The 23,567-nt window shown below is 67.3% G+C and carries 18 protein-coding genes and 2 tRNA genes; 10 read left to right on the top strand and 10 right to left on the bottom strand.

The annotated features are described in order from the left end of the window. Position 1: 1 nt before the first annotated feature. A complete protein-coding gene (rdgB, locus tag ABZ789_RS18745) occupies positions 2 to 619 on the top strand; it encodes an RdgB/HAM1 family non-canonical purine NTP pyrophosphatase (protein WP_358426743.1) in 618 nt (205 codons plus the stop codon). Here rdgB and ABZ789_RS18740 read toward each other — a convergent pair. Both ABZ789_RS18740 and ABZ789_RS18735 read right to left on the bottom strand, forming a co-directional pair. Beyond that, positions 616 to 1,104 carry a DUF3349 domain-containing protein gene (locus ABZ789_RS18740; RefSeq protein ID WP_358426740.1) on the bottom strand — a complete coding sequence of 163 codons (489 nt, stop codon included), beginning with the start codon at positions 1,102 to 1,104 and terminating at the stop codon, positions 616 to 618. The genes rdgB and ABZ789_RS18740 overlap by 4 nt on opposite strands. Before the next feature lie 116 nt (positions 1,105 to 1,220). Further along, positions 1,221 to 1,844, bottom strand: coding sequence for a TetR/AcrR family transcriptional regulator (locus ABZ789_RS18735; RefSeq protein ID WP_358426737.1), 624 nt, complete (start codon positions 1,842 to 1,844; stop codon positions 1,221 to 1,223). 56 nt (positions 1,845 to 1,900) lie between these two features. Between ABZ789_RS18735 and ABZ789_RS18730 the strand changes: the two genes are divergently transcribed. Next, positions 1,901 to 3,142 (top strand): oxygenase MpaB family protein, encoded by a 1,242-nt coding sequence (locus ABZ789_RS18730; RefSeq protein WP_358426734.1) that lies wholly within the window; start codon positions 1,901 to 1,903, stop codon positions 3,140 to 3,142. Positions 3,143 to 3,227: 85 nt separating this feature from the next. Here the strand turns inward: ABZ789_RS18730 and ABZ789_RS18725 are convergent, their stop codons facing one another. Then, positions 3,228 to 3,710 carry an ATP-binding protein gene (locus ABZ789_RS18725; protein WP_358426731.1) on the bottom strand — a complete coding sequence of 161 codons (483 nt, stop codon included), beginning with the start codon at positions 3,708 to 3,710 and terminating at the stop codon, positions 3,228 to 3,230. Between the two features lie 28 nt (positions 3,711 to 3,738). Beyond that, complete coding sequence (locus ABZ789_RS18720; RefSeq protein ID WP_358426728.1) at positions 3,739 to 4,125, bottom strand: STAS domain-containing protein; 387 nt, start codon at positions 4,123 to 4,125, stop codon at positions 3,739 to 3,741. Between the two features lie 127 nt (positions 4,126 to 4,252). Here ABZ789_RS18720 and ABZ789_RS18715 point away from each other — a divergent pair, with 127 nt between their 5' ends. The 3 genes from ABZ789_RS18715 (at position 4,253) to ABZ789_RS18705 (ending at position 7,516) form a co-directional block, all read left to right on the top strand. Then, positions 4,253 to 5,443: a fused response regulator/phosphatase gene (locus tag ABZ789_RS18715; protein ID WP_358426725.1), complete on the top strand. Its 1,191-nt coding sequence runs from the start codon at positions 4,253 to 4,255 to the stop codon at positions 5,441 to 5,443. A gap of 70 nt (positions 5,444 to 5,513) precedes the next feature. Further along, positions 5,514 to 7,079 (top strand): CHASE3 domain-containing protein, encoded by a 1,566-nt coding sequence (locus ABZ789_RS18710; RefSeq protein ID WP_358426819.1) that lies wholly within the window; start codon positions 5,514 to 5,516, stop codon positions 7,077 to 7,079. Then, positions 7,076 to 7,516 (top strand): response regulator, encoded by a 441-nt coding sequence (locus tag ABZ789_RS18705; protein WP_358426722.1) that lies wholly within the window; start codon positions 7,076 to 7,078, stop codon positions 7,514 to 7,516. The genes ABZ789_RS18710 and ABZ789_RS18705 overlap by 4 nt, the downstream gene beginning before the upstream one ends. Positions 7,517 to 7,582: 66 nt before the next feature. On the opposite strand, the gene ABZ789_RS18700 is transcribed toward ABZ789_RS18705, so the two are convergent. From ABZ789_RS18700 to ABZ789_RS18690, 3 genes are all read right to left on the bottom strand, one after another. Next, positions 7,583 to 7,960 carry a DUF3817 domain-containing protein gene (locus ABZ789_RS18700; protein ID WP_358426719.1) on the bottom strand — a complete coding sequence of 126 codons (378 nt, stop codon included), beginning with the start codon at positions 7,958 to 7,960 and terminating at the stop codon, positions 7,583 to 7,585. After that, complete coding sequence (locus ABZ789_RS18695; RefSeq protein WP_358426716.1) at positions 7,957 to 8,373, bottom strand: transcriptional regulator; 417 nt, start codon at positions 8,371 to 8,373, stop codon at positions 7,957 to 7,959. Before ABZ789_RS18695 ends, ABZ789_RS18700 begins: the two co-directional genes overlap by 4 nt. A 69-nt stretch (positions 8,374 to 8,442) precedes the next feature. Then, positions 8,443 to 8,530, bottom strand: a tRNA-Leu gene (locus tag ABZ789_RS18690). A gap of 444 nt (positions 8,531 to 8,974) precedes the next feature. Between ABZ789_RS18690 and ABZ789_RS18685 the strand changes: the two genes are divergently transcribed. Together ABZ789_RS18685 and ABZ789_RS18680 are read left to right on the top strand one after the other, a co-directional pair. Further along, positions 8,975 to 18,256 (top strand): fatty acid synthase subunit beta domain-containing protein, encoded by a 9,282-nt coding sequence (locus tag ABZ789_RS18685; RefSeq protein ID WP_358426713.1) that lies wholly within the window; start codon positions 8,975 to 8,977, stop codon positions 18,254 to 18,256. A 46-nt stretch (positions 18,257 to 18,302) separates the two neighbouring features. After that, entirely contained in the window at positions 18,303 to 18,704 is a 402-nt protein-coding gene (locus tag ABZ789_RS18680; RefSeq protein WP_358426710.1) for a holo-ACP synthase, read from the top strand. 15 nt (positions 18,705 to 18,719) lie between these two features. Here the strand turns inward: ABZ789_RS18680 and ABZ789_RS18675 are convergent, their stop codons facing one another. Then, the gene (locus ABZ789_RS18675; protein ID WP_358426708.1) at positions 18,720 to 19,502 is read right to left on the bottom strand and encodes a TetR/AcrR family transcriptional regulator; all 783 of its coding nucleotides are present in this window, start codon (positions 19,500 to 19,502) and stop codon (positions 18,720 to 18,722) included. Positions 19,503 to 19,698: 196 nt separating this feature from the next. Between ABZ789_RS18675 and ABZ789_RS18670 the strand changes: the two genes are divergently transcribed. Next, positions 19,699 to 21,069 (top strand): dipeptidase, encoded by a 1,371-nt coding sequence (locus ABZ789_RS18670; RefSeq protein WP_358426705.1) that lies wholly within the window; start codon positions 19,699 to 19,701, stop codon positions 21,067 to 21,069. A gap of 8 nt (positions 21,070 to 21,077) precedes the next feature. On the opposite strand, the gene bcp is transcribed toward ABZ789_RS18670, so the two are convergent. Further along, entirely contained in the window at positions 21,078 to 21,551 is a 474-nt protein-coding gene (gene bcp, locus ABZ789_RS18665) for a thioredoxin-dependent thiol peroxidase (protein WP_358426702.1), read from the bottom strand. 89 nt (positions 21,552 to 21,640) lie between these two features. On the opposite strand from bcp, the gene ABZ789_RS18660 reads away from it, so the two are divergent. After that, the gene (locus ABZ789_RS18660; RefSeq protein WP_358426699.1) at positions 21,641 to 21,865 is read left to right on the top strand and encodes a DUF3618 domain-containing protein; all 225 of its coding nucleotides are present in this window, start codon (positions 21,641 to 21,643) and stop codon (positions 21,863 to 21,865) included. A gap of 144 nt (positions 21,866 to 22,009) precedes the next feature. On the opposite strand, the gene ABZ789_RS18655 is transcribed toward ABZ789_RS18660, so the two are convergent. Continuing rightward, positions 22,010 to 22,082, bottom strand: a tRNA-Lys gene (locus tag ABZ789_RS18655). A 321-nt stretch (positions 22,083 to 22,403) separates the two neighbouring features. Here ABZ789_RS18655 and ABZ789_RS18650 point away from each other — a divergent pair. Next, positions 22,404 to 23,561, top strand: a complete 1,158-nt coding sequence (locus ABZ789_RS18650; protein ID WP_358426816.1) for an Ig-like domain-containing protein — start codon at positions 22,404 to 22,406, stop codon at positions 23,559 to 23,561. Positions 23,562 to 23,567 lie beyond the last annotated feature (6 nt).

Here is a 23,567-nt window from a genome sequence, read left to right as displayed (position 1 = left end):
CGTGCGCGTACTGGTCGCGAGCCGCAACGCCAAGAAGCTGCGCGAACTGCAGCGCGTGCTCGACCGGGCCGGGATCGCCGGCATCGAACTGGTAGGACTCGACACCGTGCCGCCCTACCCGGAAGCGCCGGAGACGGGGGAGACCTTCGAAGCGAACGCCGCAGCCAAGGCGAAGGACGGCGCCGCCGCAACCGGGATGCCGTGCGTCGCCGACGACTCCGGTCTCGAGGTCGACGCCCTCCGCGGCATGCCGGGTGTGCTCTCCGCACGCTGGAGCGGACGCCACGGCGACGATCCGGCCAACACCGCACTGCTGCTCGGACAGCTGCAGGACGTGCCCGACGACCGGCGGGGTGCGGCATTCGTGTCCGCCTGCGCACTGGTGGTGCCCGCGAAGGACGGATTCACCACGACCGTCGTGCGCGGCGAGTGGCGTGGCAGCATCGTGCGCGAACCGCGCGGCGAGAACGGGTTCGGATACGACCCTGTTTTCCTGCCCGAGGGCGAGGAACGCACGGCCGCGGAACTGTCCGCAGAGGAGAAGGACGCGCAGTCGCATCGAGGACGGGCACTCGCCCAGCTCGTGCCCGCCCTCGGCGCGCTTGCCGAGACGGTCTAACGCACGCGGATCCGTCCCGCTTCCTCTCGGGCCGGATCCGCAGCACCGGCGTTCGTCGGCGCGGTCACGCCGGGTGCCACCGGCACGGTCGTGTCGGGCGACACCTGCACGGTCGTGTCGGGCGACACCTGCACAGGAGCACCCGGTTCGATCGGTTCGGCGGACTCGTCCCCGCGAGAGAGTTCACCGCCCACCACGGGCCACCCCGCGGCTACGAGATGGTCACGAACCCGCTCGACGTCCTGAGGATCCGGGTCCTCGTGGATAACCCCTGCCACGATCCGGCGCAGGAGGTCGTGGTCGACCTTCCGTTCCGGGTGTTCGGATGCGGTCGCTGCCGCCGTCTCGATCGCTTCGAAAAGCTCCTCATCCGTGAGACGGCGTTTGAGAACTGCGAGCAACGCGAAGTGATCCTTGGCCGGAATCCCCTCGGGGTATCCCGCCCGCAACCAGTCCAGTACCGCACGTGGGTTCCACCGCGTCATCGTCGTCTCCTCACTCATGTCCCCGCCGAGAACTTCGAGTCCGAAGTACTCGGCGGGTTCCCTGTCCGAGTCGCAGGATTCCCGTCACGATAGCGATGAACACCTGCGTCGACCTGTCAGGGCAGGCTGATGTCTCTCAGATAGGCAGTCACCATGGCGGTGAGTTCGTCTGCCACGATGTCCCGCTCGACGGGAGGTCGATCCAGAACGTAGGAGATGGCGACATTCTCGACCGTACGCACGAGCATCCACGCGATCGCGCCCACAGGAGGCGCATCATGTCCGCGCAGATGGAAACGCAGCCACACGGTGAGCAGGTCGTCCATCCGGCGTTCGAAGGCAGCGAGACGGCTGTCGGGTGAGCGCGGCAGTTCCTCGATGAGCACCCGCAGCAGGCGCGGATTCTCGCCGAGTGCGTCGAGGAGCTCGCCCATGACGACGCGGACGGACAGCTGGTCTGCAGGTCCGTCCAAGGCCTCCGCGAACACGCACGAAATGCGAGCATGCAGCGCATCGGTCCAGCGGTCCACGACTTCCGCCACGATGGCGTCCTTGTCGGGGAAGTACTGGTACACGGAGCCCGGGCTGATGCCTGCAGTTCGTGCGATCCGGTTCGTCGATGCACCCTCGTAGCCGTTCTCCAGGAGAACCGTGTGGCCTGCTGCGATGATGCGCTCGACCATCGCACGGGACCGGTCCTGCTGTGGAATGCGCCGCCGCAGGCGCTCGTTCGTGCTCATCGCCCCACCGGAAACGCGAATTGAACGCGAGTTACCGCTCGTGTCAGCATCGCTGCATGGTGACACAGGAGTTGGTACGGGGTGAGAGCACACGCCCGTATCCCACTCGGTACGAGGGCAATCGGCCTCGTAACGAGCGCATCGGGAAACCGCTGAAGCGGTTCGCCCGGATCCACGAAGTGGATCAGGAACTGCTGGACCGCATCGGCCGCAGGATGTTCGCCCGCGACGAAGTGGGGGCCGCGCTGGTACGCGCCATGCGTCGTGATCGTGACGATCCGGAACGCGTCACCATGAAACAGTTCCATCGGGCGCTCGAACACGGCATCGACTCGGTAGCCGAGGCGCCGGACGCACTGCGCGAGTACTTCGCCGTCGTCGAGACCGTCCCCGACTGGGTGGATTGGGATCTCTTGGAGAAGGGCGCTCGCGCGTTCCGGCGCATGGGCCGTACCCGGAACGACGTGCTGCTCCAGTTGTCGCTCATAGGCGGCTATCGGTTCGGTGGCCCACCCGACCTGCTCGTCGAGACCGGCGGTCTTACCGGGACCACCGCGATGCGCAGGCTCGGAGAGACCCAGAAGTGGGGCACCGCTGTCGGCGAGCCGGGTGGTATGCGCCGGAACGGGGACGGATTCAAACTCACCGTGCACGTGCGCGCGATGCACGCGCTCGTCAACCACCGATTCGAGAACAACGGCCGGTGGGACGTCGAGCGCTGGGGTCTGCCGATCAACCAGACCGATCAGGCTGCCACCCTGGGCTTGTTCAACGGCACGCTGCTCCTCGGTGTTCGTGCCCTCGGCTACGTCGTGAGCCGCGACGAAGCACGCGCCGTGATGCATCTGTGGAAGTACGTCGGCTGGCTCATGGGCGTGGACGAGGAATGGCTGTTCGATTCCGAGCGCGAACAACACCGCTTCAACTATCACGTGGTGCTCGTCCAGGACGATGTCACGCCCGCGGGTGCGGCGTTGTCCCGTGCACTCGTGGACGGACAACGCACCCTCGATTACGGACGGCTTGCCCGGCTTCGAGGTGCTTACGAGCGACGCCGGTTGCTGAGCATGCTGCGCTTCTTTCTCGGTGAACAGGGGCTTCACGATCTCGGACTGCCGGTGACTCTGCCCTGGGCGGTCGTCCCGGTGATCACGAAGAACGTCGTCAAGTCGAAGGTTGTGAACAGATCTGCTCCCGGACGCCGGCTGCTCGAGCATCTCGGCGACCGTGCGGCACGACGCGAACTGGCACTTCGGTTCGGCAGCGTGAGACCAGGGGTCGGCGCGCTCGAGGTGTGACGAAACGGCTGTGGGAGGAGCATCGATGCTCCTCCCACAGCCGTTTCGTCACTCAGGGAACGGCGACACGCGCCTACCGCGCAGATCAGCTCGCGTCGTGCGACGACAGTTCGCCGTCTTCGGTCTTGTCCATCTCGTCGAGCACCCACCGCATCTCGATGACGGTCCCCGTGGGACCGGCCGAGACGTGGACGTCGCTGGCCAGATTGCGAATCAACGTCAGCCCGTGACCGCGTGAACGCCGGGCGTCGCTCTTCACCGCCTCGTGCCACGCCCCGTGATCGGTGACGCGCACGAGCACCTCACTCTCGTGAGGCTGGAATATCGCCTCGAAGTCGAGCGTCCCATGCGTATCTCCGGGCGCGTATGCATGCTCGACAGCATTGGCGAGCGCTTCGTAACTCGCGAGCAGGATGTCCTGCCGCCGGTCCTCGCTCAGGGGAAGCTTCGCCAGCCATCGCCTCATGACAACCCGCAGGCCTGCAATCTCGGTCGGGTCGGCTCGAACACCCGACGATCGGATCCCGTCGGGGAAGTACGCTGCTGACTCCTCAGGCGCAGACGACATGGCTCCTCGGTTCGTCGGATACGGCGGCCTATTCGGAGACGCCCTCAGGCGCGCCGCCGAGACCGACGAGCGCGTCGTCGAGTTTCGGATGGATCGCCAGAACCTCTCCGAGGCCGAGTAGTTCGAGCGGGCGGGCCGTTGCACTTCCGTGTGCGACGACGGCGAAACCGACGGAGCCGGCAGCACGCTTGGACAACTCGACCAACAGAGCGATACCCATCGAGGCGAGAAAATCAACACCGCTGAGGTCGATGACCATCCCGGTGACGTCGGTGTCGAGGAGCCCGAGGGCTTCCTTCTCGAGCAGCGGAGCGCTCGTCATGTCGACTTCACCGTTCACGGACAGCACCGCTACGGAGCCTTGACGTGCCGTCGACAGGGTCATATGTGGATGCGCGGTCAGTGGATCGTTCACCTTGTCATCATGCAAGATCGTGCCGAAAGATGCACATATCGGTCTCTCCGTCGTCGCAGTGACCCGCGCGACCGTGGTGGTGCGCGCTCTGTAGAGTTTCTTGGACCAGGATGGAAGGGCAGACCGAGTGGACGTGCACCGGGTACAGGCCGAGTCGGCCGAGCCGCCATCGTTGCTCCTCATCGAGGACGACCCCGGTGACGCGCTGATCGTCGAGGAACTCGTCGTCGACAGCGCACCCGAGATGAAGGTCGTGTGGGTGCAGACACTCACGCACGCGCTCGGCGAATTGGCCACATCGGCTCCCGATTGCGTGCTTCTGGATCTCCATCTGCCCGATGCGAGCGGCCTCGAGGCGGTCGCCCGTATCCAGGAAGTCACCGACTCGGTACCCATCGTCGTCCTCACCGGTCTCGCCGAGGAGCAGACCGGTCTTGCTGCCCTGTCGGTCGGGGCGCAGGACTATCTGGTCAAGGGACGCGTCGAACCGGACCTGTTCGGTCGTGCCGTCCGCTATGCCATCCAGCGAAAGCATGCCGAGATCGCCGCCGCGGAACTCCAGGCGAGCCGGCTTCACGCGCAGGAGAATGCTCGTCTCGAGCGTGGACTGCTTCCGTCGCCCTTGCTGCACAAGGGGCAGGACTTCGACGTCGTCACCCGGTACCGACCGGGGCGGTCGTCCGCGCTGCTCGGCGGCGACTTCTACGATGTGGTGCAGACCGAGGACGGCACGGTGAACGTCCTCATCGGCGACGTTTCCGGCCACGGCCCTGACGAAGCGGCGCTCGGGGTGGGCCTGCGCATCGCGTGGCGCACGCTCGTGCTCACCGGGGTGACCGGTCCGAGGCGCCTGCAACGACTCGAAGAACTGCTCGTCGCCGAGCGAACCGAGAACAGGTTCTTTGCATCCGTGACCAACCTGACCATGCCTCCCCACCGGCGTGCCGTGGAGGTCATGAGGGCCGGACATCCCGGCCTGCTGCTCCGCCACGCCGGTAGCGTCGAATGGGTCGAAGCCCCCGGCGGCCCCGCCCTCGGTCTCGTGCCGGGATCGGCCACCTGGCCCGTTCACGAAGTCGAACTGCCCGAAGGCGGCGCGGTCGTGCTCTTCACCGACGGCCTTTTCGAAGGCCATTGCGGTCCGGGACCCGAACGGCTCGGCGAAGACGGACTCCTCGAACTCGCGCGCGAACACGCGGAGCTGTCGGCCGCAGCTTTCGTCGATGCGCTCATCGACGGTGCCGAGAAGCTCGCGGACAGTAGGGGCGGGTTGTCCGACGACGTGGCAGTCGTCCACGTGCAATGGAACAGGAAGTGATCACCACCGCATGACGAAGAGCGACGCAACGGCGGATACGAGCGACGCGCGCGGCTCGTCGACTCGGGGCATGACCGTCCAAGGGTGGTTCCTGGCCGTACTGAGCGTGATGGGGTTGCTGGTGGTGCTCGGCACGGTCGTCGGCAGCCACTATCTGCGCGAAACCACCGAGGTCTCCAACTACGTGCGCGACCGCATCCAGCCCGCGAGGGCGGAGGCCTACCGGCTCCAGGGTGCGCTCCTGAACCAGGAGACCGGCGCACGGGGATACATCCTGGCTGCGGACCCGGAATTCCTCGGCCCGTACCAGCAGGGGCGGCAGGACGAAGCCGCGGCCGCTGCGGAGCTGCGGGCGTTGATCGGGGACGACGAGCAGTTGCTTGCCGATCTCGAGTCGATCGAAGAGCATGCGGGGGAATGGCGACGGGTGTACGCCGAGCCGCTCGTCGGTGCTGTGACTCCGGGACAGCCTCAGTTCGTGGACCCGACCGCGGTCCAATCGGGCCGTGTGGCCTTCGATCGGCTCCGCGACGCGTTCGCGATTCAGAATGCCAATCTCGCGCAGGCCAGGGAAGCCGGCGTCGCAATCCTCGAGGACACCAGGATCGCCCGCGATCGGATCTTCGCCGGCATGGTGGTGGTCTTCCTTCTCACGTCCGTGGGCCTGGCTGCTCTGCTTCAGCTGATCGTCGTGCGGCCGCTCCAGCGTCTGCGGCAGGCGTCGCGCAATGTCGTCGCCGGCGAGAATTTCGAGCGTGAGATCGAACCGCAGGGCCCTGCGGACATTCGTGCCCTCGCGCAGGATGTCGAGGACATGCGGGCACGAATCGTGCGCGAACTACAGGTCGCACACGATCGTGAAGAGCAGCTGGAGAGCCAGGCGACGGAGCTGCGACGCTCGAATTCCGAACTCGAGCAGTTCGCCTATGTTGCATCCCACGACTTGCAGGAGCCGCTCCGAAAGGTGGCCTCCTTCTGCCAGCTTCTCGAAAAGCGCTACGGCGACAAGCTGGACGAGCGTGGCACCCAGTACATCGCCTTCGCGGTGGACGGCGCGAAACGCATGCAGGTGCTCATCAACGACCTGCTTACGTTCTCGCGGGTCGGACGCGTCAGCGATGCGCACGTCCGCACCGATCTCGACGTGACGCTCGACGCGGCGCTGACGAACATCTCTCATGCCGTGGAGGATTCCGGCGCGAAGATCGTTCGTCCCGATTCTCTGCCGACGATCGTGGGAGATCCCACGTTGATGATCATGCTGTGGCAGAACCTGATCGGGAACGCGATCAAGTTCCGGCGCGAGGATCGGGATGTGGAGATCCGCGTCGAGTGCGAGGAATTCGGTGAAGGGGAGGATTCGTCCTGGCTGTTCTCCGTGCAGGACAACGGTATCGGTATCGCCGAGGAGTTCGCGGACAAGGTGTTCGTGATCTTCCAGCGCCTGCACGGGCGGGACGTCTATACCGGTACCGGCATCGGTCTGGCGATCTGCCGAAAGATCGTCGAGTATCACGGTGGGGAGATCTGGCTCGACCTCGAGTACACAGAGGGCAGCCGGTTCTGTTTTACGATTCCGAAGGCAGGCGACGACATGTCTGCCACCGAAGTCGCTCTGAAAGGGGCATTTGCATGAGCGTTTCCGGGCGGCCGATCGACGTACTCCTCGTGGAGGACGACCCCGGCGACGAATTGATGACGCGAGAAGCGTTCGAGGACAACAAGATCGGCAACACCCTGCATGTGGTGCGTGATGGCGAGGAAGCACTCGACTTTCTGTACAGGCGGGGGCAGCACAAGGATGCCCCCCGGCCCGACCTGATCCTGCTCGATCTGAATCTGCCCAAGTACGACGGACGACAGGTCCTCGAGCAGGTGAAGTCCGACGACGAGCTCACCGACATTCCCGTGGTGGTCCTCACCACTTCGGCTGCGGAGGAGGACATCCTGCGCAGCTACAAGTTGCACGCCAATGCGTATGTGACGAAGCCGGTCGACCTCGATCAGTTCATCCGTGCGGTGCGTCAGATCGACGAGTTCTTCGTTCAGGTGGTGAGGTTGCCGGGGCGCTGAGTTCACAGGCAGCACAGACGAATCGGGCGGATCCTTCCGAGGATCCGCCCGATTCGTCTTCGGGGTTCAGACGCCGAAGTCTGCCTTGACCTGCTGGGTGCGCTTGTGTTCGACGAAGAACGACAGGAACGGAATGGTGCCCGCGAGAAGCGTCCACACCGTCCGGGCGATGGGCCAGCGCACCTTGATCGACAGATCGAAGGTGAGCACCAGGTAGATCGCGTACACCCATCCGTGGACGATCGCGATCCAGGCAGGCACGTTCTCGATGCCGATGATGTACTTGGCGACCATCTCGCCGGTGAGGATCAGCAGCCAGATACCTGTCGCGTACGCGAGCACGCGGTAGCGCAGCAGGGCCGACCGGATCTTCTTCCGATCGGCATCACTGACGATGCGCGGAGTGGTGGCCTGGCCGGACGCCTGCTCGGGGGTCGTGCTCACTGAGCGCTCCTATCGGACCTGCGCGCGAGTTGCGCGAGGTATTCGTTGTACTCGTTGATCTGCTGCGCCTCGGGATCGCCTGCTTCCTCGGCCCGGGCTTCGCCGAGCGTGCGGGGACGGGTGGGCAGAAGTTCCTCGGGAATCTCGGTGGGCTCGTCCGATTCGGACGCGCGCCGTGCGCTCGTACCCTCCGCTTCCTGTTCCTCGGCTTCGAGGCGGACGAAGCGCCGATAGGCGTAGACGCAGAAGAAGGCGAAGGCGGGCCACTGGAGGGCGTAGCCGAGGTTCTGGTAAGTGCCGCCGACTGCTTCGAACGCCGTCCATTGCCAGTAGCCGAGGCCGAGGCATCCGGTCGCGGCCACCAGAACCAGGACGATCAGGGCCAGCCGGCGGGGAGGGCGATGCTCGGACACGCTCTCGACGGTACCCGAGCGGTGCACCGACCTGCCAAGACGGTCGGTGCACCGTGGGTGATGTCACGATGGTGCGCGAGGGGGGACTCGAACCCCCACGTCCGTAAGGACACCAGGACCTAAACCTGGCGCGGCTGCCGAATTACGCCACTCGCGCGTCACGGCCACAATACGTCACGAACGTCCGGAATCCTCCCTACCCCCATGTCGAATGCGCATTCGATTCGGGCGAGAGGTTGTCCCGATCCTCCGGCCCCGCGCGGCCGCCGAATGCACGCGATCGCACCTCACGTCAATAGGTAACGATTCGATAACGAAAAACGTGAGGTTTTCCTCGGGTTCATGGACGTCCACGCATCGGCGCAGCCAGGGCTGATCGAGGTTACCGCCCAGTCACTTTCGCGCAGTTCTGTGAGTGAAATCACTGTTGAGGAGGGTGTCGGGCAAACTCCGCGAAACAAAACATGAGGAACCCCTCATGATTTTGTGCGAACCTGGGCGTGCCCGAACAGCGGACCACTAGTCCAGCAGCACACCGGCGCGCGCAGCGCTGAACCATCGACGCCTCGACGCCGGGGTGTTCAGGAGAGGAACCACACGCGTGACGATCGACGAGACCACACCAGGCGACAACGGACGGAACTCGAAGGCATCACGACGCACCACTGATCGGTCCACGGCAGCCGCTCCGGCACGTGCGCTGATCGACAAGCTTCTCGCGGGGGAGCCCTACGCACTCGCGTTCGGCGGTCAGGGCGCTCCCTGGCTCACCTCGCTCGAGGAGCTCAGCCGCGACAACGGACTCGAACCGGTTCTCACCGATCTGGTCAACCGTGCCGCCAACCGCTTGGCCCCGGTCGCGGGTGACCTCGTCGTCGTCCGGCCGACGGGCTTCGACCCCGTCGCCTGGATCCTCGAGAACGAACTCGCCGACGAGGACGACGCGCCCGCCGGCCCGTCCGAAGCTGCCCTCACCTCCGCCGCCGTGTCGCTGCCCGGCGTCTTCCTCACCCAGGTCGCTGCCCTGCGCGCGCTCGCGAACCAGGGCCTCGACATCGACTCCGTCGCACCGAGCGCGGTCATCGGCCACTCGCAGGGCGTCCTCGCCGTCGAATCCGTGGCCGCTGCCGGTCGCAAGGACGCCGAGATCCTGGCGATCGCTCAGCTCATCGGCGCCGCAGCGACCCTGATCGGCCGTCGCCGCGGTCTGATCTCCGGGGCGGGCAGGTATCCGATGCTCGCCGTCGCCAACGTCGACCCCGAGCGACTGCGTGCCGTCGTGGCCGAGGTGTTCGACGGCCAGGATCCTGAGCGCAGCGCCGTGGTCGCGATCCGGAACGGTCGCCGACGCGTCGTGCTGTCCGGCCCGCCCGCCGCACTCGAGCGCGTGCAGCAGCGCTGCGAGCAGATCTCGGCTGCGGAGACCCGCGAGCGTGAAGCGAAGAAGCGTGGCGGTGCGGTCTTCGCCCCGACCTTCGAGCCCGTCGCCGCCGAGGTCGGCTTCCATCACCCCGCTTTCGCCGACGCGGTCGAGCAGGTTGCCGACTGGGCTGCGCGGTGCGAACTCGACACCGCTCTCGCCCGCTCCCTCGCCGACGCGATCCTCGTCGCTCCGATCGACTGGGTCGAACAGGTCGACGGCGCCGTCGCATCCGGTGCCTCGTGGATTCTCGATCTCGGTCCGGGCGAGCTCCTCACTCGCATGACGAGTTCGGGCCTGCGCGGCCAGGGCGTCGGCATCATCGCTGCCGCGACCCGCGGCGGACAGCGCAACCTGCTCACCCCGGGCGCCGAACCCGAGGTTCCGCGCGCCTGGTCGGAGTTCGCACCGAAGCCGGTCGCGCTGCCCGACGGTCGCATCGCAGTGGAGACGGCCTTCACCCGACTGACCGGCCGCTCACCGATCCTGCTCGCCGGCATGACCCCGACGACCGTCGATCCGAAGATCGTCGCCGCGGCCGCCAACGCAGGGCACTGGGCCGAACTCGCCGGCGGCGGCCAGGTCACCGAACAGATCTTCACCGATCACGTCGCAGAGCTGACTGAGCTGCTCGAGCCCGGTCGTGCGGTCCAGTTCAATTCGATGTTTCTCGATCCGTACCTGTGGAAACTGCACGTGGGCGGCAAGCGCCTGGTGCCCAAGGCCCGCGCGGCCGGAGCGCCCTTCGACGGTGTCGTCGTCACCGCCGGTATCCCGGAACTCGATGAGGCCGTGCAGATCATCTCCGACCTGCGGGAAGCCGGCATCGAGCACGTTGTGTTCAAGCCGGGAACGGTCGCGCAGATCCGTTCGGTGATCCGCATCGCGAACGAGGTTCCCGACTACCCGGTCATCGCCCACATCGAAGGTGGCCGCGCCGGTGGGCACCACTCGTGGGAGGACCTCGACGATCTACTCCTCGACACCTACGCCGAGCTGCGTACGCGCCCGAACCTGGTGCTGTGCGTCGGCGGTGGCATCGGCACGCCCGAGAAGGCGGCCGAGTACCTGACGGGTCGTTGGTCCACCGTCTACGGTTTCCCGGCCATGCCGCTCGACGGCATCCTCGTCGGCACTGCGGCGATGGCGACTCTCGAGGCCACGACCGCGCCCGAGGTCAAGCAGCTTCTCGTCGACACCCCCGGCACCCCCGACTGGGTCGCCGCCGGCACCGCGACCGGCGGGATGGCCTCGGGCCGCAGCCAGCTCGGCGCCGACATCCACGAGATCGACAACGCCGCTTCGCGCACGGGCCGCCTGCTCGACGAGGTCGCCGGTGACGCCGACGCCGTCGCCGCCCGCCGCGACGAGATCATCGAGGCACTGAACGGAACGGCGAAGCCGTACTTCGGCGACCTCGACTCCATGACCTACCTGCAGTGGCTCTCGCGCTATCTCGAGTTGGCGGTCGGCCCAGACAAGGCAGCAGAGTTCGACTGCGGCAGCGACCTCGGCGACATCCTGGCAGAGGCACACACCAGCCCGTGGCTGGATGTCTCGTGGCGGGAACGTTTCCGCGACATGCTGCAGCGTGCCGAGGCGCGTCTTCATCCCGTCTGCCGGGGTCCGATCCCCACCCTCTTCGACGACGACGCGGTACTCGAACGCCCGTACGCCGCGGTCAAGGCCCTCACGGCCCAGTACCCCGACGCGGGCGAGGTCGTGCTGCACCCGGCCGACGTGCCGTTCTTCGTGTCGCTCTGCCGCACTCCCGGCAAGCCCGTCAACTTCGTTCCGGTGGTCGATCAGGACGTACGCCGCTGGTGGCGTTCGGATTCGCTGTGGCAGGCCCACGATGCGCGCTACTCCGCAGACCAGGTCTGCGTGATCCCCGGCACCGTCGCGGTCGCCGGTATCACTCGTGTGGACGAGCCGGTCGGTGAACTCCTCGACCGCTTCGAGAAGGCGACCGCCGACGAACTCGTCGCCGAGGGCGCAGAGCCGGTGAAGCTCGCTGCTCGCCGTCATCGCGACATCGCTCCGGGATTGCTGGATGCAGTGCTGTCCTCGCCCGACGTGTCGTGGGCCGGTCGCCACACCCGCAACCCGATCCACCGCCTCGGCGATCTGGACGAGTGGACCGTCGAGTCCGAGACCGCTGCCTCGCACGCCCCGACGGGTGCGACCCTGACGATCCTCGACGACGAGCACGTGGGTCTGCGTGTGCCGCTGGTGCGCGACAGGGCAGTCGAGATCCGACTGACCGTGCCCGCCTCGGTCGCCTCGGGCGGCGCGCCCGTCGTCACCGAAGCCGACGCGGAGGCATCGATGTCGGCTCTCCTCGGAGTCGCTGCCGGTCAGGAGTTGCCGGAGGTGAAGCGCGGCGCTGCCCGCATCACCCTGGGCTGGCTGCCGGAGAAGATCGCCGATCATGCCGGTGTCACCGGTTCGGGTCTGCCGCAGAACCTGACGCCGAGCGGTAACGGTGTGCCCGATGTACTCGTGGGGGCGTGCTGGCCGGCCGTCTTCGCGTCGCTGGGTGCCGCCCGCACCGGCACCGGTCTCTCCGTCATCGAGGGCATGCTCGACCTGGTCCACCTGGACCACGCGATCGACGTCAAGAACGGTCTGCCCACCGATCCGGCCTTCCTGGGTGTGAAGGCAGAGGTCACCGGCGTGTCCGATACCGATCTGGGTCGCGTCGTCGAGGTCGAGGTGGTCATCACCGCGGACAGCGGTGACGGCTCGGGCGACCGGGTCGTGGCGACGCTCGCCGAGCGCTTCGCGATCCGTGGCCGCACAGGCACTGCCGAACTCGCCGATCCGGTCCGCGCCGGTGGTGCACTGAGCGATGCCGTCACCGACACGCCACGCCGCCGTCGCCGGGACGCCGTGATTGTCGCCCCGACCGACATGAGCGCGTTCGCGAGGGTCTCGGGCGATCACAACCCGATCCATACCTCCGGCAATGCCGCGCTGCTCGCAGGACTGGGGACGCCGATCGTCCACGGTATGTGGCTGTCGGCTGCGGCCCAGCAGGTCGTCACCGCGGTAGAGCAGGACGCGACGCTGCCGGTCCGCCGTCTGACCTCCTGGACGGCACGCTTCCTCGGCATGGTCCGCCCGGGTGCGAAGATCGACGTGCGGGTCGATCGCATCGCCACCGACGGTGGTGCCGAGATCGTCGAGGTGGGCTGCCGCGTCGATGGCGACCTGGTGATGGTCGCGACCGGCCGCATCGCCGCGCCGAAGACGGTCTATGCCTTCCCGGGCCAGGGCATCCAGCGCCCCGGCATGGGGCTCGACGCCCGCGCCCGCTCGAAGGCCGCCCGTGAGATCTGGGAGCGGGCCGACAAGCACACCCGCGAGGCCCTGGGCTTCTCGATCCTCGCCGTGGTCCGCGACAACCCGACGGTGCTCAAGGCCCGCGGAGTGACCCACAAGCATCCCGACGGTGTGCTGCACCTGACGCAGTTCACGCAGGTCGCGATGGCGACCCTCGGTGTCGCGCAGATCGCCGAGCTGAAGGAGTCCGGCGCGTTCGTCGAGGACGCCTTCCTGGCCGGTCACTCGGTCGGTGAGTACAACGCTCTTGCCGCGGTCGCCGGGGTGCTGCCGCTCGAAGCCGTCCTCGAGGTCGTCTTCCAGCGCGGTTCCGCAATGCATGCTCTGGTGCCGCGCGACGAGCACGGCCGCTCGAACTACCGCATGGCCGCGATCCGGCCGTCCCAGTTCGGTATCGACGATGCGGACCTGCAGGCCTTCGTCGCCGGTGTCGCCGAGGAGACCGGGGAGTTCCTGGAGATCGTCAACCTCAACCTGCGCGGATCGCAGTACGCGATCGCCGGTACGGTCGCAGGCCTCGAAGCGCTCGAGTCCGTGATCGAGCGCAAGGTTGCCGAGTTCGGTGGCAAGCGCGCATTCATCCTCGTCCCGGGCATCGACGTGCCGTTCCACTCGACCGTGTTGCGCGGCGGTGTCGACGATTTCCGTGAGCGTCTGCTCGCCCTGCTGCCGCAGGAGATCGACCCGAACATCCTCATCGGCCGGTATATCCCGAACCTCGTGCCCAAGCCGTTCAACCTGGGCCGCGAGTTCATCCAGGAGATCGCCGACCTGGTGCCGTCGCAGCCGCTCGCCGACGTCCTCGCGGACTTCGACAACTGGTCGGCCGAGCCGGTCCAGCTCACCCGCGTGGTGCTCGCCGAGCTCCTGGCCTGGCAGTTCGCGTCGCCGGTGCGCTGGATCGAGACGCAGGACCTGCTGTTCGCCGACGAGGCCGACGGTGGTCTCGGTGTCGAGCGGTTCGTCGAGGTCGGCCTCGGTGGTGCGCCCACCGTCGCGAACCTCGCGTCGCAGACGCTGAAGCTGCCCGGCCGTTTCGGTCAGCCCGTCGAGGTGCTCAACATCGAGCGCGAGGCGTCGATCGTGTACTCGACCGACACCGATCCCGCTCCGATCGAGGACGACGAGCCGGCCGCACCGGCAGCCGAGGCTGCTCCCGCCGCTGCTGCGGCCCCGGTACCCGCCGCGGCTCCCGCCGCGCCGGCCGGTGGGCCCACCCCGGACGACATCGCGTTCAAGGCCGCCGACGCCACCAAGGTGCTCATCGCCCTGTGGACGAAGCTGCGCCCGGATCAGATCGGCCCCGCCGACACGATCGAGGCGCTGTGCGACGGCGTGTCCTCGCGCCGCAACCAGTTGCTCGTCGACCTCGGCTCCGAGCTCTCGCTCGGTGCGATCGACGGTGCCGCCGACGCCGACATGGGTGCCCTCGCCGGCACGGTCGACCGTCTCGCTCGCACCTATCGCCCGTTCGGCCCGGTGCTGACGGACTCGATCAACGATCACCTGCGGAAGGTCTTCGGCCCGTCGGGCAAACGTCCCGCCTACATCGCCGACCGCGTCACCAAGGTGTGGGGCCTGGGCGAGGGCTGGGCGTCGCACGTGACCGCCGAAGCTGCTCTCGGTAGCCGCGACGGCTCGTCCGTCCGCGGTGGCGACCTGGGCGGCCTGAGCGACGGTGCCTTGGCAGATGCCGCTTCGGTCGACAAGCTGATCGACGCCGCCGTGCAGTCGGTGGCCTCGCGTCGCGGCATCGCCGTGTCGATGCCGTCCGCCGGTGGCGGCGGGGGAGCGACGGTCGACGCCGCTGCCCTCGGCGAGTTCGCCGAGCAGATCACCGGCCGCGAGGGCGTGCTCGCGAGTGCCGCACGCCTCGTGCTCGAGCAACTCGGCCACACCGAGCAGGTCTCGGGCCTGGCCGACAAGGCCGACGACGAACTTGTCGACCTGGTCTCCGCGGAGCTCGGCTCCGACTGGCCGCGCCTGGTCGCACCTGCCTTCGACGAGCGCAAGGCCGTCCTGATCGACGACCGCTGGGCCACCGCCCGTGAGGACCTGGCCCGCGTCTGGCTCGGTGAGCAGCTCGAGGTCGAGCGCTTCACCGGTGCCGGCCGCACCGTGGCTGCGCACGCCGAGTTCTGGGGCCGCAAGGCCACCGAGGCCGGTCGTACGGAGCTCGCACAGACCTACGCCGCGATCGCCGAGAACGCCGTCGTCACCGAGGGTGCCGAGTACGCGGACGAGGTCGCCGTGGTCACCGGCGCCAGCAAGGGCGGTATCGGCGCAGCCGTCGCCGCGAAGTTGCTCGCCGGCGGTGCGACGGTCGTCGTCACCACATCCTCGCTGAACGACAGCCGCCTGGGCTTCTACAAGGAGCTGTACGCACGCAACGCTCGCGCCGGTGCGGCCCTGTGGGTGGTTCCCGCGAACATGGCGTCCTACAGCGATGTCGATGCTCTGATCGAGTGGATCGGCACCGAGACCGTCGAGGTAGCCGGTGGCGCGAAGAAGCTCATCAAGGACGCGCTCACCCCGACGCTGCTCTTCCCGTTCGCCGCGCCCCGCGTGGCGGGATCGCTCGCAGACGCCGGTGCGCGCGCCGAGATGGAGATGCGGGTACTGCTGTGGTCGGTCGAGCGGCTGATCGCCGGACTGTCGAAGATCGGGTACGACCGCGACGTCGACACCCACCTGCACGTCGTGCTGCCCGGTTCGCCGAACCGCGGCAAGTTCGGTGGCGACGGTGCCTACGGTGAGGCCAAGGCCGCACTCGATGCGATCATCAACCGGTGGAGCGCCGAGCGCACCTGGGCCGAGCGCGTCACTCTCGCCCATGCCCTCATCGGCTGGGTGCGCGGCACCGGACTGATGGGCGGCAACGACCCGCTCGTCGAGGCGGTCGAAGCGGCCGGTGTGCGCACGTGGTCGACGGACGAGATGGCCGACGAGCTGCTGAAGCTGGTCGGACCGGAAGCCGAGCGCCTCGCTGCGGACGCACCGCTCGTCGCCGACCTGACCGGTGGCCTGTCCGAGGTGGACGTCGATCTGCCGGCGCTCGCGAAGCAGGCGCAGGAGGCGGACGACGCCGTCGAGGAGAGCGAGGACGACACCGCGACCATCGCGGCGCTGCCCGAGCCTCCGCGCGCCGAGTCGCTGCCGACGCCCGAGTGGGGCACGGTCACCGCCGACCTCGCGGACACCGTCGTCATCGTCGGTGCCGGGGAGCTCGGCCCCTACGGTTCGGCTCGCACCCGTTTCGAGATGGAGGTCGACGAGGAACTGTCGGCGGCGGGTGTGCTCGAACTGGCGTGGGTCACGGGCCTGATCGGCTGGGAGAACGATCCGAAACCGGGCTTCTACGACACCGAGACCGGTGAGCTGGTGCCCGAGGCGGAGATCGCCGACCGTTACCACGACGCGGTGGTCGAGCGTTGCGGTATCCGCCGCTACGCCGACGACGGTGCGATGGTCGACAACGCTGCGCCGCTGCTGACCTCGGTATTCCTCGACAAGGATCTGTCCTTCGTCGTCGGCTCGGAGGCCGAGGCCCGGGCGTTCGTCGACTCCGATCCGGAGAACACGGTCGCCTCGATCGACGCCGAGTCGGGCGACTGGACGGTCACCCGCAAGGCCGGCACCGAGATTCGCGTGCCGCGCAAGATGAAGCTGACCCGCTCGGTCGGTGGCCAGATCCCGACCGGCTTCGACGTCACGAAGTGGGGCATACCGGCCGACATGGCGGACTCGGTGGACCGGGTGGGTCTGTGGAACATCGTCACCACAGTGGACGCTTTCCTGACCGGCGGCTTCACCCCGTCCGAGCTGCTGCGCTGGGTGCACCCGTCGATGGTCGCCAACACGCAGGGCACGGGTATGGGCGGCATGACCTCGATGCGGTCGCTCTACATCGACACGCTGCTGGGCGAGGCCCGGGCGAACGACATCCTGCAGGAGGCCCTGCCGAACGTCATCGCCGCGCACGTCGTCCAGTCCTACGTCGGCGGTTACGGTGCGATGGTGCACCCGGTCGCGGCGTGTGCCACGGCTGCGGTCTCCGTCGAGGAGGGCGTGGACAAGATCAAGCTCGGCAAGGCCGATCTGGTCGTGGCCGGCGGCTTCGACGATCTCGGCATCGAAGGCATCGTCGGCTTCGGTGACATGTCCGCGACCGCCAAGTCGGAGGACATGCAGGCCAAAGGCATCAGCGATCGCCGGTTCTCCCGCGCCAACGACCGTCGTCGCGGTGGATTCGTCGAATCGGCCGGTGGCGGTACGGTTCTGCTCGCCCGCGGCGAGGTCGCACTGGAGATGGGCCTGCCCGTCCTCGGTGTCGTCGCCTGGGCCGGATCCTTCGCCGACGGCGTGCACACCTCGATTCCGGCGCCCGGCATCGGTGCGCTCGGTGCGGGTCGCGGTGGACGCGAGTCGGGTATGGCGAAGGAGCTGCGCAAGCTCGGCGTCGCCGCAGACGACATCGCCGTGATCTCCAAGCACGACACGTCGACCGCAGCGAACGACCCGAACGAGGCGGAGCTGCACGAACGTCTCGCCGGCGCCCTCGGTCGCAGCGAGGGCAATCCGCTGTTCGTGATCTCGCAGAAGTCGCTGACCGGTCACGCCAAGGGTGGCGCTGCCGCCTTCCAGCTGATCGGACTGTGCCAGGTCCTCGCACAGGGTGTGGTGCCGCCGAATCGCAGCCTCGACTGTGTCGACGAGAAGATGGCGGAGTTCGAGCATCTGGTGTGGCCGCGCACGCCGATCCGTTTCGGCGAGCAGTTCCCGCTCAAGGCAGGTCTGCTCACGAGCCTCGGGTTCGGGCACGTATCGGGCCTGATCGCGGTGGTCCATCCCCAGGCGTTCGTCGCGGCGATCCCGGCCGACCGTCGGGAGGCATATCTGGCCAAGGCTGCCGAGCGCTCCGTTGCCGGCAAGCGTCGCCTGGCGAACGCGATGACCGGTGGGGCATCGCTCTACCAGCGGCCTGCGGATCGCCGTCTCGGCGGCGACAGTCTGCCGGCGCAGGCGTCGCGACAGCTCGAGGCCGACGTGCTGCTCTCGCCGCAGGCACGCCTCGGTGACGACGAGGTGTACCGCTCGGGTCTGCCCGGCTGCAAGTAGCACGGCCGGGGCACGAGCGAAGCGACGGGAGAGGTAGCAGTAGCGGATGGGAGTTGCGGGAGTCGGGTTCGACCTCGTGTCGGTGCCGGAGTTCGCCGAGCAGCTGAGTCGTACGGGAACGACGATGCTGTCGAACTTCACACCCGGGGAGCGTCGCGATGCGAATACCCGCAGCTCCGATCCTGCCCGTCACTTCGCGGCCCGGTGGGCAGCGAAGGAAGCGGTGATCAAGGCGTGGTCGGCCTCGCTGTTCGGGAGCCCTCCGGTGCTCGAGGAGACCATCCATCAGCAGATCGAGGTGGTCTCCGATGCATGGGGGCGTCCGAGCATCCGGTTGCACCGGCAGGTCGCGGAGCAACTCACCGGGATGCGAATCCACGTGTCGCTGACCCATGACGGTGACATGGCCGGCGCATTCGTCGTGCTCGACGAAGTCGGCGGCTGCTAGTACAGGAACCGGATATCAGGCCGAGGGAGCGGGAGCTTCCTCGGCCTGATCCGTCTCCTGCTCTGCGCGCTTACGTTCGGATTCCTCGAGCCGTTTGCGCCGCTTGGCCTGGGCGCGGGAATCCTGTTCGGCGACCTGCAGATACGCGACCATGATGCGTTTGAGTTCGACCACCGCGTCCGCGTGCGTCTGGTCGTCCTGAACGGAGAAGTTCAGCATCGAGTACACGATGTGGACGAGCACCTCGGCCATGAGCTTGCGACGCGGACGCGGGGTGTCCGGCGTCAGGGGCGCGAGCATCCGTGCGACCTGCTCGGCGAACTCGCGTTCGTGGATGGCGCCGGTCGCACGGGTCGACGGGGTGGACTGCATCGCCAGCCACACCTCGCGCCGCGATGGATCGGTGGTCCACAGTCCCGCGAGATGATCGACGAAACTGTTGAGGAAACGCAACCAGTCGACGGACGGGATCCGGCCGTTGAACTTGGCGAGTTCCTCCTGGACCCCGACGAGATCCTGGCGGTTGAGCTCGCACACGATCACGTACTTGTTGGCGAAGAACTGGTACAGCGTGCCGATCGGGACGTCCGCGCGGGACGCGACCTCCTCGCAGGTGAACGATTCGAAGCCGACCTCGGTGAGCAATTCACGTGAGGCGGACAGCAGGGCGTCGAACTTGCGGCGACTCCGCTCCTGGGTGGGCCGCCGACGCGGCACGAGCTCCTGGGGCTCGGCCTGAACCTCGAGCGCCGGATCGATCCGGCGCGGGGCGCGGCGGCCGTTCGTTGCAGACTCCACGGCCCCAGGCTAGCCGCACGGCATGTCATTGCCGAATACTTGCTGTGAGTCCGAGTGTCATACATCGTGCAGCGGGCTCCGCGTCGACGAGACCGACCTCGACGATGCGGCCGTGTGGCACGAACGGGACTTCCGATTCGGTCTGGGCGACTGCCGGCCGGAACGACGTACTCATCCGACGTGCGGAGGACAGAACATGACATCGACAGGCACGGCCCGAACACACGACATCCGGGAGTGGATCCGGGCGGCGATGCCGGCAGCTCGGGACGAACTCGCTCGCCTCGTGGCCTTCCGCTCCGTCGCGGATCCACGGCAGTTCCCGGCCGAGGAATGTGTCGGTGCTGCGAACTGGGTGCGAGATGCCTTCGCCGCGGCAGGAATCGAGAATGTCGAGACGATCGAGACCTCGGACGGCTCACTTGCCGTGCTGGGGCACACCCCGGCGCCGGCAGGTGCCCCCACCGTTCTGTTCTACAGCCACTACGACGTCCAACCGCCGGGTGACGAATCGCTCTGGCACAGTCCGCCCTTCACCCTCACCGAACGCGACGGCCGCTGGTACGGACGCGGCGCCGCCGACTGCAAGGGCAACGTCGTCATGCACCTGCTCGCGCTCCGAGCCCTCCGCGAGGACGGGCCGCTACCCGTCGGGGTTCGCATCGTGATCGAGGGGTCGGAAGAGATGGGCGGCGCGGGACTCGACCATCTGGTGGCAGAGCGTCCCGAGTTGTTCGACGCCGATCTCATCGTCATCGGCGACAGTGGCAACGCCGCAGTCGGGCAGCCCACCCTCACTACGACGCTGCGGGGGATCGCGAACGTCGACGTCCACGTCGAGACGTTGAAGGGTGAAGTCCACTCCGGAATGTACGGGGGAGCGGCCCCGGATGCGCTCGCCGCGCTCGTACACCTGCTGGGCACATTGCGTGACGAGCACGGCAACACGGTTGTCGACGGACTCGACTGCACCGCCCGATGGGACGGCGTGCCGTACCCCGAGGACCGCTTCCGCGCCGACGCCGGTGTCCTCGACGGGGTCTCGCTGCCGACCTCCGGCAGTGTGGCAGACGCCGTGTGGGCACGGCCCGCGCTCACCGTGCTCGGGATCGATGCTCCGCCCGTCGTCGGATCGGCGGCGGCCGTCGTGCCCCGGGCGGCTGCGCGGCTGAACCTGCGCGTGCCGCCCGGGGTCGATGCACGCACCGCACAGGACGCACTCGTAGCGCACCTCGAGGCGCATGTGCCGTGGGGAGCGCACCTGCGCATCGAACGCGATGTGCTCGGCGAACCCTTCCGCGCGTCGACCGACGGCCCCGGCTACGCCGCGCTGCGCGCCGCCCTCGAGGCCGCCTACGGCCGAGAGGTCGGTACCGCCGGGCAGGGCGGCTCGATCCCGCTGTGCACGGCACTGCACCGTGCCGTGCCGCGAGCCGAGATCGCCCTCATCGGCGTCGAGGAACCGCGCTGCGTCATCCACGCACCCAACGAGAGCGTCGACCCGACCGAAATCGAGAATCTCGCCGTGGCGGAAGCGCTGTTGCTGATCTCGCTCGCGCCGCGATAGCGCTCCGGTCAGACCGACAGGTCGCGACGCAGCTTCGCCACGTGCCCGGTCGCGCGGACGTTGTACTGCGCGACCTCGATCTTTCCGTCCTCATCGACGAGGAAGGTCGAGCGGATGACTCCGGTGACGGTCTTGCCGTACATCTTCTTCTCGCCGAAGGCTCCCCATGCCTCGAGGACACTCTTGTCCGGATCCGACAACAGCGGGAAGGTGAGCTGTTCGGAGTCTCGGAACTTCGCGAGCTTCGCGGGCTTGTCGGGGGAGATTCCGATCACGTCGAGGCTTGCCTCGTTCAGTTCCGCCAGACTGTCACGGAAGTCGCAGGCCTGCTTCGTGCAGCCCGGGGTGCTCGCAGCCGGGTAGAAGTACACGATGACCTTGCGGCCGCGATAGTCCGACAACGAGACGTCGTTGCCGTCGGCGTCCGGAAGCGTGAAGTCGGGGGCGGGATCGCCGGGGGCGAGTCTGCTGTTCTCCGTCATGATGGCGACAGTAGTAGACCGTGCAGCCATTCCCGGCGTGCGTCCATTACCGTGGTCGCAGCACACTGCAGCGACCTTCTGGAGGACACGTGGGTAGGGATACCGAGGACATCGAGCGGGAGATCGAGAAGGCCCGTAACCAGCTCGCGAGCACACTCGACGAACTGAGCGTCCGAGCCAACCCGAAGAATCTGGTGGCGAGCACGAAGCAGACCATCGTCGCGAAGGTGAACCAGCCGCAGGTGAAGAGGTACGCGATGATCGCGGCCGGCGCAGTGGTCGGGTTGCTGGTGCTGCGCAGAGTCCTGCGCTGATCTCCGGGCCTACTGCTTTCACAGGGCACCCCGCCGAACTCGGCGCGGGTGCCTTGCCCGTTTCAGGGGCGGCCGGGTAAGCACGGCCGAGGGTCACGAACAACGAAGGCCGGATACCGTTTCCGGTATCCGGCCTTCGTGTTGTGCGCCATCAGGGACTCGAACCCCGAACCCGCTGATTAAGAGTCAGCTGCTCTGCCAATTGAGCTAATGGCGCTTGGCGTTTTGTCTCCGGGCCGTTGTCCCGGCGACGAGGAGAACATTACACATCGTCTCGCGACGCGCCAAATCGCCTGGTCAGCGTGATTTCCTTGCTGTTCGGCCGTAACGTTGCGGGGCGTCGGCGCGATTGTCATTCGAACGTTATGGGTCTACGGGGGAATTGTGTCGCGTCTGTTGCAGGAGCGACTGGCATCATTATGTTCTGCGTTGTGACGTGCGTTTTCGATGCCTTCGGGGGAGGCGTGATCGGAGAGTGAGAGTGACGGAAGTGAGTGCGACGAACCGCCGGAGCCGCCGCGTCCGGGGGACGCTCGGGATGGCCGTCGTCGGCCTTGTGGCGTTCGTCACCGGATGCGCAGGCGAGTCGGGTACGGGGGCCGAGGAGGTTCCAATCGACTCGAACCCTGTGGCCGCCCTGATCAAGCCCTCGGTGACGTCGAGTGTGGCCGACGACACCGTCGGTTTCTCGCCGATCGACCCCGTCACGGTCTCGGTCCTCAACGGCAAGCTCGACTCGGTGACCTTGCTCAATCCCGACGGGAAGCCGGTGGAAGGCGAACTCGCCCCTGACGGAAGCACGTGGGTGAACACTCAGCCGCTCGGTTACAACCGCTCCTACACGCTCGAGACCGTTGCGTACGGGCTGGGCGGTGCGAGCACTTCGGTGGCATCGTTCACCACCTCGTCGCCGGCGAATCTCACCCAGCCCTATGTGCTGCCCAGCGAGGGATCGGTGGTCGGTATCGGCCAGCCCATCGCGGTGCAGTTCGACGAGGACATCCCGGATCGTCTCGCGGCCGAGGCGGCCATCGCCATCACGACCACCCCGCCGGTCGAAGGCGCATTCTTCTGGGTCAACAACCGCGAGGTGCGGTGGCGGCCGGAGAACTACTGGGCCCCCGGCACCGCGGTAACCGTCGATGTGAACGTCTACGGCAAGGATCTCGGCGACGGCCTGTTCGGTCAGTCCGACGTCCGTTCGTCCTTCACCGTCGGCGATGCGGTGATCATCACGGCGGACGACGTGACCAAGCAGGTCACCGTCAACCGCAACGGCGCCGACGTGATCACGATGCCGACCTCCTTCGGCAAGGACGACACCCCCACTCCCAACGGCGTCTACATCATCGGCGACCGGTTCGAGAACCTGATCATGGACTCGTCGACCTACGGCGTTCCGGCCGATTCCGCCGAGGGTTACCGCACCCCGGTGGACTGGGCGGTGCGCATGTCCTACAGCGGCATCTTCTTCCACTCCGCGCCCTGGTCGCTCGGCGACCAAGGGGTCCGCAACGTCAGCCACGGTTGCCTGAACCTGAGTCCGGCCAACGCCAAGTGGATCTTCGACAACACCAAGCGCGGCGACATCGTCGTGGTCCGGAACACCGTCGGCGGCACTCTCTCCGGCACGGACGGACTCGGCGACTGGAACATTCCGTGGTCGACGTGGAAGGCCGGCAACGCTTCGGCGTGACCCGTA

This window comes from Rhodococcus sp. NPDC047139 (genome assembly GCF_040643435.1).
GTDB lineage: Bacteria > Actinomycetota > Actinomycetes > Mycobacteriales > Mycobacteriaceae > Rhodococcus.
Note: the sequence above shows the minus strand (reverse complement) of the source record. Positions and strands in the feature narration are given on the sequence as shown.

Excerpts from the sequence above, each read along its gene's own strand:
- ABZ789_RS18650 (WP_358426816.1), top strand. The coding sequence starts at position 22,404 with ATGGCCGTCGTCGGCCTTGTGGCGTTCGTCACCGGATGCGCAGGCGAG.
- ABZ789_RS18670 (WP_358426705.1), top strand. The coding sequence starts at position 19,699 with ATGACATCGACAGGCACGGCCCGAACACACGACATCCGGGAGTGGATC.
- ABZ789_RS18735 (WP_358426737.1), bottom strand. The coding sequence starts at position 1,844 with ATGAGCACGAACGAGCGCCTGCGGCGGCGCATTCCACAGCAGGACCGG.
- bcp (WP_358426702.1), bottom strand. The coding sequence starts at position 21,551 with ATGACGGAGAACAGCAGACTCGCCCCCGGCGATCCCGCCCCCGACTTC.
- ABZ789_RS18740 (WP_358426740.1), bottom strand. The coding sequence starts at position 1,104 with ATGACGCGGTGGAACCCACGTGCGGTACTGGACTGGTTGCGGGCGGGA.
- ABZ789_RS18725 (WP_358426731.1), bottom strand. The coding sequence starts at position 3,710 with ATGTCGTCTGCGCCTGAGGAGTCAGCAGCGTACTTCCCCGACGGGATC.
- ABZ789_RS18710 (WP_358426819.1), top strand. The coding sequence starts at position 5,514 with ATGACCGTCCAAGGGTGGTTCCTGGCCGTACTGAGCGTGATGGGGTTG.
- ABZ789_RS18705 (WP_358426722.1), top strand. The coding sequence starts at position 7,076 with ATGAGCGTTTCCGGGCGGCCGATCGACGTACTCCTCGTGGAGGACGAC.
- ABZ789_RS18730 (WP_358426734.1), top strand. The coding sequence starts at position 1,901 with ATGGTGACACAGGAGTTGGTACGGGGTGAGAGCACACGCCCGTATCCC.
- ABZ789_RS18680 (WP_358426710.1), top strand. The coding sequence starts at position 18,303 with ATGGGAGTTGCGGGAGTCGGGTTCGACCTCGTGTCGGTGCCGGAGTTC.